Origin of the sequence: Klebsiella sp. CN_Kp104 (assembly GCF_040064515.1) — a bacterium.
Lineage (GTDB): Bacteria > Pseudomonadota > Gammaproteobacteria > Enterobacterales > Enterobacteriaceae > Klebsiella > Klebsiella aerogenes.
Genome location: NZ_JBEAII010000037.1, coordinates 108,515 through 120,428 on the forward strand (window position 1 = coordinate 108,515; position 11,914 = coordinate 120,428).

The 11,914-nt window shown below is 56.6% G+C and carries 15 protein-coding genes; 8 read left to right on the forward strand and 7 right to left on the reverse strand.

From position 1 onward, the window contains the following. Positions 1 to 19: 19 nt before the first annotated feature. The gene (locus ABLU80_RS19500; protein ID WP_015704179.1) at positions 20 to 1,213 is read right to left on the reverse strand and encodes an MFS transporter; all 1,194 of its coding nucleotides are present in this window, start codon (positions 1,211 to 1,213) and stop codon (positions 20 to 22) included. A 147-nt stretch (positions 1,214 to 1,360) separates the two neighbouring features. Continuing rightward, positions 1,361 to 1,636, reverse strand: a complete 276-nt coding sequence (locus ABLU80_RS19505; protein WP_020079809.1) for a DUF1471 domain-containing protein — start codon at positions 1,634 to 1,636, stop codon at positions 1,361 to 1,363. Positions 1,637 to 1,975: 339 nt separating this feature from the next. Here ABLU80_RS19505 and rpsF point away from each other — a divergent pair, with 339 nt between their 5' ends. The 5 genes from rpsF to ABLU80_RS19530 all read left to right on the forward strand — a co-directional run bounded on the left by rpsF (position 1,976) and on the right by ABLU80_RS19530 (position 4,495). Then, positions 1,976 to 2,371 (forward strand): 30S ribosomal protein S6, encoded by a 396-nt coding sequence (rpsF, locus tag ABLU80_RS19510; protein WP_004098001.1) that lies wholly within the window; start codon positions 1,976 to 1,978, stop codon positions 2,369 to 2,371. Positions 2,372 to 2,376: 5 nt separating this feature from the next. Further along, the gene (gene priB, locus ABLU80_RS19515; RefSeq protein ID WP_015704181.1) at positions 2,377 to 2,691 is read left to right on the forward strand and encodes a primosomal replication protein N; all 315 of its coding nucleotides are present in this window, start codon (positions 2,377 to 2,379) and stop codon (positions 2,689 to 2,691) included. Between the two features lie 4 nt (positions 2,692 to 2,695). Beyond that, on the forward strand, positions 2,696 to 2,923 hold the full coding sequence (gene rpsR, locus ABLU80_RS19520) for a 30S ribosomal protein S18 (protein ID WP_000135199.1): 228 nt from the start codon (positions 2,696 to 2,698) through the stop codon (positions 2,921 to 2,923). Positions 2,924 to 2,964: 41 nt separating this feature from the next. Continuing rightward, positions 2,965 to 3,414, forward strand: coding sequence for a 50S ribosomal protein L9 (rplI, locus tag ABLU80_RS19525; RefSeq protein WP_015368607.1), 450 nt, complete (start codon positions 2,965 to 2,967; stop codon positions 3,412 to 3,414). Between the two features lie 145 nt (positions 3,415 to 3,559). Next, positions 3,560 to 4,495: a DMT family transporter gene (locus ABLU80_RS19530; RefSeq protein WP_020079808.1), complete on the forward strand. Its 936-nt coding sequence runs from the start codon at positions 3,560 to 3,562 to the stop codon at positions 4,493 to 4,495. A gap of 32 nt (positions 4,496 to 4,527) precedes the next feature. Here the strand turns inward: ABLU80_RS19530 and ABLU80_RS19535 are convergent, their stop codons facing one another. Then, a complete protein-coding gene (locus tag ABLU80_RS19535) occupies positions 4,528 to 5,199 on the reverse strand; it encodes a LysM-like peptidoglycan-binding domain-containing protein (RefSeq protein ID WP_015368604.1) in 672 nt (223 codons plus the stop codon). A 209-nt stretch (positions 5,200 to 5,408) separates the two neighbouring features. Between ABLU80_RS19535 and fklB the strand changes: the two genes are divergently transcribed. Continuing rightward, positions 5,409 to 6,029 (forward strand): FKBP-type peptidyl-prolyl cis-trans isomerase, encoded by a 621-nt coding sequence (fklB, locus tag ABLU80_RS19540; RefSeq protein ID WP_002886687.1) that lies wholly within the window; start codon positions 5,409 to 5,411, stop codon positions 6,027 to 6,029. Between the two features lie 307 nt (positions 6,030 to 6,336). After that, entirely contained in the window at positions 6,337 to 7,740 is a 1,404-nt protein-coding gene (cycA, locus tag ABLU80_RS19545; RefSeq protein WP_015368603.1) for a D-serine/D-alanine/glycine transporter, read from the forward strand. Between the two features lie 64 nt (positions 7,741 to 7,804). Here the strand turns inward: cycA and ytfE are convergent, their stop codons facing one another. The 4 genes from ytfE to ABLU80_RS19565 form a co-directional block, all read right to left on the reverse strand. Continuing rightward, positions 7,805 to 8,470 (reverse strand): iron-sulfur cluster repair protein YtfE, encoded by a 666-nt coding sequence (ytfE, locus tag ABLU80_RS19550; protein ID WP_015368602.1) that lies wholly within the window; start codon positions 8,468 to 8,470, stop codon positions 7,805 to 7,807. 82 nt (positions 8,471 to 8,552) lie between these two features. Continuing rightward, a complete protein-coding gene (locus ABLU80_RS19555; protein WP_032706761.1) occupies positions 8,553 to 9,527 on the reverse strand; it encodes a DMT family transporter in 975 nt (324 codons plus the stop codon). 76 nt (positions 9,528 to 9,603) lie between these two features. Next, entirely contained in the window at positions 9,604 to 10,428 is an 825-nt protein-coding gene (locus ABLU80_RS19560) for an AraC family transcriptional regulator (protein WP_020079805.1), read from the reverse strand. A gap of 80 nt (positions 10,429 to 10,508) precedes the next feature. After that, positions 10,509 to 11,357, reverse strand: a complete 849-nt coding sequence (locus ABLU80_RS19565) for an SDR family oxidoreductase (protein ID WP_213796458.1) — start codon at positions 11,355 to 11,357, stop codon at positions 10,509 to 10,511. Between the two features lie 89 nt (positions 11,358 to 11,446). Between ABLU80_RS19565 and ABLU80_RS19570 the strand changes: the two genes are divergently transcribed. Next, positions 11,447 to 11,818 (forward strand): helix-turn-helix domain-containing protein, encoded by a 372-nt coding sequence (locus ABLU80_RS19570; protein WP_015704186.1) that lies wholly within the window; start codon positions 11,447 to 11,449, stop codon positions 11,816 to 11,818. The last annotated feature ends 96 nt before the right edge of the window (positions 11,819 to 11,914 follow it).

Sequence of the window (11,914 nt, forward strand, 5' to 3'; positions counted from 1 at the left end):
TCTGGCCCCGGAGCCGTTTTTAACCCTGACGATAGGCCGATGGCATACAGCGCATGCCGATGAGCGTCAGCAGACAGATAACCGCGCCGGCGTAAAACGTCGATGCGGCGCCGAAGCTTTCCCAGAGTATCCCCGCGCCGGTACTGGCCAGCAGCAGCGCCAGCCCGCTCATCAGGTTGAACATGCCGAATGCCGTACCGCGTAGTTCCGGAGGCGCGGTATGCGCAACCATGGCCGCCAGTAGGCCTTGAGTCATCCCCATGTGAATCCCCCACAGCGCGACGCCGATCAGCAGCGTGCTCCAGTGGCCGCTGAGCGCCAGCACGATATCGGCGAGGATCAGCACCAGCAGCCCCCATTGCAGCAGTTTACTGTGGCTCATGCTGTCAGAGAGCTTACCGAACGGGTAAGCCGTGAGGCTGTAGACCAGGTTCATCGCGACCATGACCAGCGGAATAGTAAACAGCGGGATCTCCATCTGCTGGGCGCGCAGTACCAAAAAGGCTTCGCTGAAGCGGGCGAGGGTGAAAATACTGCCGATCGCCACCACCCACCAGTAGGCGGCGGAGAGCTTTTTCAGGTTTTCGCGCTTCAGCGGGTTGCTACGTTTGTGCGCGATGGCGGATTTCGGCTCCTGCAAGCCAAAGCCCAGTAGAGCAATGGATAGCACGGCGGGAATGACCGCCACCCAGAAGATAGCGTGAAAATCGTTGGCCCAGATGAACATCAGCAGCACCGCCAGCAGCGGGCCGAGAAAGGCGCCGACGGTATCCAGCGCCTGGCGTAACCCGTAGGCAGCGCCACGGATCTCCGGCGGTGTTACGTCGGCGACCAGCGCATCGCGCGGCGCTCCGCGGATACCTTTTCCGACGCGGTCGATCATGCGGGCGCTAAATACCACCCCGGCGCTCGGCGCGAGGGCAAACAGCGGTTTACTCAGCGCCCCCAGCCCGTAGCCAAGCAGCGCCAGCCCTTTGCGTTTGCCAACGTAGTCGCTAATGACGCCGGAGAAGACTTTGAGAATTAAGGCAGTGGCTTCGGCCAGCCCTTCGATAAGACCGATAATAATGACGCTGGCGCCGAGCGTGGTGGCCATAAACAGCGGGAGCAGGCTGTGGATCATCTCGGATGAGACATCCATTAGCAGGCTGACGCCGCCGAGCACCCAAACTCCTTTCGGGATGCGACCTAACGTCGCGAAACGCGGGACCATCAATCACTCCTGATTAACAAACGGTGAATTGATGATTAAATCAGGTTGCGATGACGCTGGTAAGTCAGTTTGGAAAATAATTCTCAATTGCGTTTACATCGGCTATCGCTTCGCCCCTCGTGAGGAGAGGCGAAGCATCGACCTGGGTTAGCGGTAAATAGCGGCGCTGGCATGAATAAGGCCATTGCTCTGCGGTTCGTGAATCAGGATTGGCTGGAAGTACTTCGCTCCCAGGGCATCACTTTCCTGGTTCAGGGCCTGGTCGGCCTCTTGCTCGCTAGCCATATTATGGTTGATATAAATTACGCCCAGACTCTGCACATCGTCCATGTTGCGAGCCTGACGCCCATCGATTTTGATGGCTGCCAGCGCGTTGGCGCTAAGGAGTAGCGCAGCCATAACGGCGATGATAATGCTTTTCATAGAACGCTCCTTACTGACAGTACGGGTAAAACGCTGGACTCCTCTTGCTGGTGTCTGGCCATTGATTAAATTGTAATCGCTGGCGCGTCGCCTGATAGCGACCTTTTCTGATGCAGTTGTTCAAAAAAATGCCGCGTTCGTTATTGGTTAATTTTAAATCACCCACTTAGCCCAGCTTGGCGCTTAGTGCGAATTATTTGTGCAAATGCGCTTGTGTTCCTGGGGGGGCGCAATTAGAATGACGCGTCAATTTTTCAGCCGCCCTTTAACACGTTCCTTGCCTCCATGGGCCGCGGCTGACCCAGACAGGAGGCTGAATAATCCGTAAGGAGCAATTCGATGCGTCATTACGAAATCGTTTTTATGGTCCATCCTGACCAGAGCGAACAGGTTCCGGGCATGATCGAACGTTACACTGGTGCAATCACTGCAGCAGAAGGTACGATCCACCGTCTGGAAGACTGGGGCCGCCGTCAGCTGGCTTATCCGATCAACAAACTGCACAAAGCTCACTACGTTCTGCTGAACGTTGAAGCGCCGCAGGAAGCGATCGATGAGCTGGAAACTAACTTCCGCTTCAACGACGCCGTTATCCGCAGCATGGTAATGCGTACTAAGCACGCTGTTACCGAAGCATCTCCGATGGTTAAAGCGAAAGACGAGCGCCGTGAGCGTCGTGAAGATTTCGCTAACGAAACCGCAGATGATTCTGAAGCTGGGGATTCTGAAGAGTAATCCTGATGACCAACCGTCTGGTGTTGTCCGGCACCGTGTGCAGGATGCCCCTTCGAAAGGTCAGCCCGTCAGGAATTCCTCATTGCCAGTTCGTGCTTGAGCATCGTTCTGTGCAGGAGGAAGCCGGTTTTCACCGGCAGGCGTGGTGCCAAATGCCCGTTATTATTAGCGGACACGAGAACCAGGCCATTACTCACAGTATAACGGTCGGTAGCGCAGTCACCGTTCAAGGGTTCATTAGTTGCCATAAGGCAAAGAACGGCTTGAGTAAAATGGTTCTGCATGCCGAGCAGATTGAATTGATAGATTCTGGAGACTAGCCATATGGCACGTTATTTCCGTCGTCGCAAGTTCTGCCGTTTCACCGCGGAAGGCGTTCAAGAGATCGACTATAAAGATATCGCTACGCTGAAAAACTACATCACCGAAAGCGGTAAGATTGTCCCAAGCCGTATCACCGGTACCCGTGCAAAATATCAGCGTCAGCTGGCTCGCGCTATCAAACGCGCACGCTACCTGTCCCTGCTGCCGTACACTGATCGTCATCAGTAATCGGTCACGGTCCATTAATACGACTTTGAGAGGATAAGGTAATGCAAGTTATTCTGCTTGATAAAGTAGCAAACCTGGGTAGCCTGGGTGATCAGGTAAACGTTAAAGCGGGCTATGCTCGTAACTTCCTGGTACCACAGGGTAAAGCTGTTCCAGCTACCAAGAAAAATGTTGAGTTCTTCGAAGCGCGCCGCGCTGAACTGGAAGCCAAACTGGCTGACGTTCTGGCCGCTGCTAACGCACGTGCTGAAGCAATCAACGCACTGGGCACCGTTACCATCGCGTCCAAATCTGGCGACGAAGGTAAACTGTTCGGTTCCATCGGTACTCGCGACATCGCTGACGCTGTTTCTGCAGCTGGCGTTGCCGTTGCGAAGAGCGAAGTTCGCCTGCCGAACGGCGTTCTGCGCACCACCGGTGAGCACGAAGTAGACTTCCAGGTTCACAGCGAAGTCTTCGCTAAACTGGTTGTTAACGTTGTAGCTGAGTAATTTTTTACTCAACTCACGTCGATGCGCCGGCCTTGTGCCGGCGTTTTGCTTTTTAGCGCCAGCCTGATTTTTATCTGGTATGGTAGCTATTCTCTCCACTTTCTGGATGATAAAATAAAACACGATTTTATTTCCGGTAAAGTTAATGGACGCTTCCTTTCCGACCCCCTCGATTTTTGCCAATAAAAAAGTAGCTTATGTCTGCGCGACCCTATGCTGTCTGCTGTGGGGCAGTTCTTATCCGGCGATTAAAAACGGCTATGAGCTTCTGCACATCGCCACCGATGATGTTCCCTCAAAAATTGTTTTTGCCGGATATCGCTTCCTGTTTGCGGGCTTATTGTTGCTGCTGTTTGCGCTCGCGCAGCGCAAACCCATCGCCCGGCTCAATGGCCGCCAGTGCGGGCAGCTGGCGATGCTGGGGCTGACGCAGACCGCTATCCAGTACGCCTTCTTCTACGTTGGCCTGGCATTCACCACCGGAGTGAAGGGATCGATTATGAATGCCACCGGGACGTTCTTCAGCGTTCTGCTGGCGCATTTTATCTACCAGAATGACCGGCTCAGCTATAACAAAACTATCGGCTGTGTGCTGGGCTTCGTCGGCGTGATGTTGGTGAACTTCAACACCTCATTGGGCGATTTTAATTTTGTCTGGCAGGGGGATGGATTTGTCGTGCTGGCGGCGTTCATCCTCTCGGCGGCGACGCTCTACGGCAAACGCATCTCGCAAACCGTCGACCCAACGGTGATGACCGGCTGGCAACTGGCCTTCGGCGGCCTGGTGCTGGTGGCGGGCGGGTATTTGACCGGCGGGGAGCTACGGATGCACAGCCTGACCGCAGCGATGATCCTTGGCTATTTAACTCTGCTGTCGTCGATAGCTTTCGCACTATGGAGCGTGCTGCTCAAGCACAACCGCGTCAGTATGATTGCGCCGTTTAACTTTGTTATCCCGGTGGCCGGGACGGTGCTGTCGGCGATCTTTCTTGGCGAGAATATTTTTGAGTGGAAGTACGCGATCGCACTGGTGTTGGTATGCGTAGGGATCCGCTGGGTGAACAAAAACCAGGCGCGTTAGGCCGGGTGTTCGACCCGACCTAAGCGAAGTGTTTATCGCGCGCGCACGAAGCTGCCGTTCGACTGGCGGGTGAACAGCACCTGCTGGCCGTTGCCGGTATCGATAGTGAGGCCGGTGACGACGCCGTTGGCGTTCTGGCGAATTTGCACCGTTTGTCCACTTTGCAAGGTGCTTAATGGTTTGCCGGCGCCTTCGACCTGCGCCATGGCATAGACGTCAGTGGCTGGCAGACCGTGGTCGCGGAACAGCTGCGCCAGCGTTTTGCCGGATTCAATCCGGTAGGTGCGCCACTGCTGTTCAATGCCCGGAGCAGACTGCTGCTGCGCCGGTTGTTGATACGGCTGAGAAGAGGAAGCGGTTTGCGTCTGGTCTGGCTGTTCATCCTGAATGGCTTCAGGCGCCACAGGCGCAACCTGGTCGGCATCGCTGACCGTCGGTGTATTGGTGATTGGCGGAAGCGGCACGGCCTGATTGCCCGAACCTTGCGGCTGAGACTGGGACTGCAGATCGAGATTAGCTTCGCGGCTGGCCTGGGTCGGCGTGCTGTTATCGCCGGAGGGGAGCAGGAAACCAATAATGACCAGCAGGAAGCCGGCGATGATGCCGCGGCGATGCATGGGCGGTAGCGGATCCATGAGACGAAGTTGATCCGGGGCGTGCCAGATCTTCGCCAGGGTAGATGTCAATTCAAAGCGCCCGGGCATGGCTTTCCTCCTGCTCCGCATATTTTTATCCTGCTTATGAGTATAGACGGCTAACGTCCTGAAGGTAGAGGTTAACCTGATATCGCCTATTGTTTCTGTTTCGCTGAGATTTGTCATCATCCGCCGACAAAGTTTTACCCATTCCTCTATGGCTGTTATGCTTTCGAACGCTTTTCTCAAGATGTTTATCACCAAAAAAAGGAACAAAGATGGCAACCCCGACTTTTGACACTATCGAAGCGCAGGCAAGTTACGGTATCGGCTTGCAGGTTGGACAACAACTGAGCGAATCCGGCCTGCAGGGGCTGCTGCCGGAAGCGCTGGTTGCCGGCATTGCCGATGCGCTGGAAGGCAACCAGCCGCAGGTGCCGGTTGAAGCCGTACACCGCGCGCTGCGTGAAATCCATGAACGCGCTGACGCCGTGCGTCGCGAGCGCTTCCAGGCGATGGCCGCTGATGGCCAGAAATACCTCGATGAAAACCGTGAAAAAGAAGGCGTGAACAGCACTGAATCCGGCCTGCAGTTCCGCGTACTGACGCAGGGCGAAGGCCCGATCCCGGCGCGCACCGACCGCGTACGCGTTCACTACACCGGCAAACTTATCGACGGTACCGTGTTCGATAGCTCCGTGGCCCGCGGCGAACCGGCTGAATTCCCGGTGACCGGCGTGATCGGCGGCTGGATCGAAGCGCTGACCCTGATGCCGGTAGGTTCCAAATGGGAACTGACTATTCCGCACAACCTGGCTTATGGCGAGCGCGGCGCGGGTGCTTCTATCCCGCCATTCAGCACCCTCATCTTTGAAGTTGAGCTGCTGGACATTATTTAAGCACCAGGGGCTTCCTCTCCTGTCAGGGGGAGGGAGCCGATAAAAATAGTGTAAAATCCTTAAGTTATAAATTTATTGGAATTTTGTATTGCATATAAGTTCGTTGAGTGTATTTTTGTGAGCTGTTTCGCGTTACATTGGTGATATAACACTCACTTTAAACATAAAATTAACATTATATCTAAATCATAGTATTCATCCCTCCGATTCTTACCTAATATCGATAAACCCTCTTGCCAGGGTTGCGACAAATGACAGGCCAACAGAGCCTGAACAACACAGACAGGTACAACAGGAAGAAAATCACATGGTAGATCAGGTCAAAGTCGTTGCCGACGAGCAGGAGACGACTGAACAATCGCTACGGCGAAATCTCACTAACCGGCATATTCAGCTTATTGCTATCGGCGGGGCGATCGGCACCGGGCTGTTTATGGGGTCTGGCAAGACCATCAGTCTCGCCGGGCCATCCATTATTTTTGTTTATATGATCATCGGTTTTATGCTGTTTTTCGTCATGCGTGCCATGGGCGAATTACTGCTGTCGAACCTCGAATATAAATCATTCAGTGACTTCGCCTCCGACCTGTTAGGGCCGTGGGCGGGGTATTTTACCGGCTGGACCTACTGGTTCTGCTGGGTGGTCACCGGGATGGCGGACGTTGTCGCCATCACCGCCTACGCGCAGTTCTGGTTCCCCGGGCTTTCTGACTGGGTCGCTTCGTTAGCGGTTATCCTGCTGCTGCTGGGCCTGAACCTCGCGACCGTGAAGATGTTTGGCGAAATGGAGTTCTGGTTCGCGATGATCAAAATCGTCGCCATCGTGGCGCTGATCGTGGTCGGCCTGGTGATGGTGATGATGCACTTTAAATCGCCGACCGGCGTTGAAGCTTCATTCGCGCATCTGTGGAATGACGGCGGCTGGTTCCCGAAAGGCCTCAGCGGTTTCTTTGCCGGCTTCCAGATAGCGGTATTCGCCTTCGTGGGGATTGAGCTGGTGGGTACTACCGCGGCGGAAACCAAAGACCCGGAAAAATCGCTGCCGCGGGCGATCAACTCCATCCCGCTGCGTATCATTATGTTCTACGTCTTCGCGCTGATTGTGATTATGTCGGTGACGCCGTGGAGCTCCGTCGTGCCGAGCAAGAGCCCGTTCGTTGAGCTGTTTGTTCTGGTCGGCCTGCCGGCTGCCGCCAGCCTGATCAACTTCGTGGTACTGACTTCCGCTGCCTCTTCCGCTAACAGCGGAGTGTTCTCCACCAGCCGTATGCTGTTCGGTCTGGCGCAGGAAGGCCAGGCGCCGAAAATGTTCGCCAAGCTGTCTAAACGCGCGGTGCCGGCGAAGGGCTTAACCTTCTCCTGCATGTGCCTGCTGGGCGGCGTGGTGATGCTGATGGTCAACCCGAGCGTGATTGCTGCTTTCACCATGATCACCACGGTGTCGGCGATTCTGTTCATGTTCGTCTGGACCATTATCCTCTGCTCTTACCTGGTCTATCGTAAAAAGCGTCCGCAGCTGCACGAGAAGTCCATCTATAAGATGCCGCTGGGTAAAGTGATGTGCTGGGTGTGCATGGCCTTCTTCGTCTTCGTACTGGTGCTGTTGACGCTGGAAGATGATACTCGCGAAGCGCTGATGGTTACCCCGCTGTGGTTTGTTCTGCTGGGCGCGGGCTGGCTGTTTGCCGGTAAAAAACGTCTGGCGAAATAAAAAAGGCCACCCGGAGTGGCCAATAAACTGACAATGTCGAGAGGGCGCCTGCGGGCGCCTTTTTTTATGATTTTCCGGCGAGGGCACGCGGGAACAGCACGTTATTTTCCAGACTGATGTGCTCCATCAGGTCGTCAATCATCTCGTTAATGCCGTTGTACATCGCTTTCCAGGTGGTGCAGGCTTCCGGCGGCGGTGTCACGTTATGGGTGATGTGCTTGATGACTTCCAACAGTTCGCCCGCTTCGTCGTGCTCGCTTTCCATCACGCTGATAGGACCACCGGCCTGGGTTCCCATCCCCTGCTTGATCATCGGGAACAGGATCTGCTCCTCTTTCATCATGTGGCTGGAGAGTTCCTGGTGCAGCATGGTCAGATATTTGGTTAGTCCTTTTGGCACGTTCGGCTTATCGGCGTGGACGCGTTCAACCTTGGTTGCCTGCAGAATCAGTTCCGGCAGCTGTTCGCGGTGACGATCATGATAGCGGACGATGATGTGGTCGATGATGTCGGTGAACGGCGCGGCGCGCCAGTCGCGCTCGATCGGCTGCTCGGCCAGTTTTGTCAGCTCGGCTTCAATTGCCGCGACGTCCAGCGCTTTGCGCGCCGCCGCGCGATCCAGGGTTTGTTTGCCGCCGCAGCAGTAATCCATATCGTATTTACGGAACAGCGCGGAGGCGCGCGGGATGCTCAGCGCCAGCTCGCCTAAAGGTTGGTCACGGAAAGCCATAGCAATTACCTCGTCATCAAGAATATAAGATGCATATTAAATGCATCTTTAATCCATGGGAATACCCCTTTAGGATACCAGGCTATTTTTTTGGCTCGACGCGCAGTTCCTGCAGAACCGGTTTTTCCGGGCGGGCGCGAACCGCCGACACCACGCCGAGTACCAGCAGCAGGATCCCGCTCAGCGTCAGCAGCGGCGGCAGGCTCTGGCGTAGCAGGAAGGTGTACAGCAGACCAGCCAGCGTCTCGAAGACGATCAGCGGCCCGAGGATCACCGTCGGCAGACGCTGGCTGGCGACGTTCCAGCACAGCGCGCCAACCCACGAGCAGAGCACGGCAATCGCCAGCATCAGCGCGATGAATACCGCCGGGCGCGGGCCGAAGGGGAGCGGAAAGTTGAGGTGTTGGCCCTGCAGCCACCAGCAGGCGGCGATGTAACCGACCAGCGAGAGCGGCAGGGTGACCAACGCCTGTGCGGTGGCCCACATCATCGGCGGCTTATCCGGGTTTTCACGCAACCAGCGGGCGTTGCGCAGGGCATACCACGCCCAGCAGACGACGGCGATCAGCGCGAGAACAATGCCCGAACCATAGCGCCACGGGCTGAAATCAGGAAGCCCGTGCTGCAGCTCCGCCACGTTGACGCACACCAGCCCCAGCGCAATACAGATTAGCGCCGGAAATAGCCGCCGCCACGGCAGCTTGCCATCGCGCTGGCTATACAGCAGGTTGGCGCACACCGGCAGTACTACCGGCAGGGTGCCGATAATCATTGTCGATACCGGCGCGCCGGTGCGCTGAATGGCGCTGGCCAGACAGAAGTAATAGATCAGGTTTCCCATCATGGTCAGCGCCAGCGCGGTCCACCAATCTTTAACGCTCAGTTGCCGCAGACGCGCGCGGCCGAGCCACGCCAGCGGCAGGGCGATAAGTCCCAGCGCCAGATAGCGCCCCATCGACTGCAGCACCGCCGGATATTCCGGCACCAGCAAGGGGCCAACGAAAATCAGTCCCCACATTAACCCCGCCAGCAGGGCATACAACACGCCGCTAATCATGATGACATCCATCTTCAGTTTGCTTGCGCCAAGTGTAGGAGGGTACGAGGGAAAGAATATTGTATGAGATTGCGCTTTAGCGCCCGGCGACCTGCTTTTGGTAACGCACCGGTGTGATGCCGTAGCGACGGGTGAAGGCGCGGGTTAAATGTGACTGGTCGGTTAACCCGGCGGCGATGGCCACTTCGGCGGCAGGCATGCCGTGGGTCAGAAACGCCTTGGCGCGCCACAGGCGAATCGCCATCAGCATCTGGTGCGGGGTAACGTGAAAGTGGGCTTTAAACTGGCGCTGGAAGTGATAGGGGCTGAGCGCTGCCACCTGCGCCAGTTCATCAAGGCTGACGGCGCGCATATAGTTATCGTGCAGGTAGTCGCGTACCCGATCGAAGCGGTGCGCCGCTTCCGGCGCCATTGGCGCATGGTGAGCCAGCGGGCGGAAGGTATCAACCAGGTCGAGCAGCATTCCTTGCTGCGCCAGCGGATCGTCAGCGTGCCACAGGCCGTAAATCAGTTGGCCGATTTGCCGGGCACGCTGCGGCTCCTGGCGCACAACCTCACTGAACCACCAGTGGCGAACGCCGGTGAAGGCTTCCAGCCGATCCGGCTCCAGATAAATCATCCGGTAGCGCCAGCCTTCGGCGGTTTCCGCCTCGCCGGTATGGAGCTCATCCGGATTCATGGTGACGATGGAATTGGCTGAAGCGACGTGCTGGCTGCCGCGATAGCGAAAGCGTTCGGCGCCTTGTTCAATCACGCCGATGCCGAAGGCTTCATGGGTATGCGGTTCAAAGGCATAACGGGAAATATGGGCGTGATAGAGCTCAACGCCGGGAAGTTGTTCGAGATGGCGAAAGCGCGCGCGGTCTTTTTCATCGCTAAATTGTGGTGGTACACCCTGCATGCCGTGTCTCCCGACGATTCATCCCTTCAATATTAGAGATGAAGCGCCGGGACGCAACCGCAAAAACTGACAGGGAGCGGTTAAATGATGCCTTTTACGCTATCGGCAAGCGACGTGGTCGGGCGGCCAATCAGTTTGCTCAGAGTGTGGCTGTCGTCAAACAGTCCGCCTTTCGACGCGCCGGTATCGGAATCCGCCAGCATATCGGCAAGCCCGGCCGGCAGGCCGACGTTTTTCAGCGCGGCGGCGAAATCGGCTTCGCTGAGGTTTTGATAAACCACATTTTTCCCGCTTTGCTTGCCCAGCTCGGCAGCCAGTTCGCTCAGGGTCCAGGCGTTGTCCCCCGCCAGTTCGTAAACTTTCCCGGCATGACCCTCACCGGCGATAACGTGAGCGGCGGCGGCGGCATAATCGGCACGGGTGGCGGAGGCGATTTTACCCTCCCCGGCGGCGCCGATAAACACGCCGTGTTCCAGCGCCGGCGGCGCGCTGGCCAGATAGTTTTCGGTATACCAGCCGTTACGCAGCAGCGCGTAAGGAATATCGGAATCAGCCAGCATTTGTTCGGTTTCGATATGTTCGCCGGCCAGGCCCAGCGGTGAGGTATCGGCATGCAGCAGGCTGGTATAGGCGATAAATTTCACCCCAGCGGCTTTGGCGGCGTTAATGACGTTACGGTGCTGGACGGCGCGCTGGCCGACTTCGCTTGAGGAGATTAATAGCAGTTTATCAACCCCTTGCAACGCGGCGGTAAGGGCGGCTTCATCGCCGTACTCGGCCTGCCGCACAGTGACGCCCTGCTGGCTGAGCGCTTGCGCTTTCGCCGGGTTGCGGACAATCGCCACAATCTGGCTGGCGGGGACGGTTTTTAACAGATCATGCAGTACGTGCTGGCCAAGCTGGCCGGTGGCGCCGGTAATCGCGATCATAGGTCTTCTCCTTCGTGTTCATTGGCAGTTGTGGTAAGCTAACACCTTAACTAACTTTTAGTAAGTACGTACAAAAAGGTAAGTATAAAATGGCCGAACCGACGCTGAGCGACAAACTGCGCAACGGGAATCTGTTTGCTGAACAGTGCCCGTCGCGTGATGTGCTAAAACACGTGACCAGCCGCTGGGGCGTGTTGATTCTGGTGGCGCTACGCGAGGGGACCCACCGCTTTAGCGATCTGCGGCGCAAAATGGGCGGCGTCAGCGAAAAGATGCTGGCGCAGTCCTTACAGGCGCTGGAACAGGATGGCTTTATCGACCGTGTTTCATATCCGGTGGTGCCGCCGCATGTTGAATATAGCCTGACGCCGCTCGGCCTGCAGGTGAGCGAGAAGGTGGCGGCGCTGGCGGACTGGATCGAGCTGAATCTCCCCGCGGTGCTGGCTAACCACGGGGAGTGAAAATGTATCACTCCCTGTAACCCCGGATAGCGGCAGGCGCCTTATCCGGGCTACCGGCCAGCTCCGCTTTGTAGCCCCGGTAAGCGCAGCGCCACC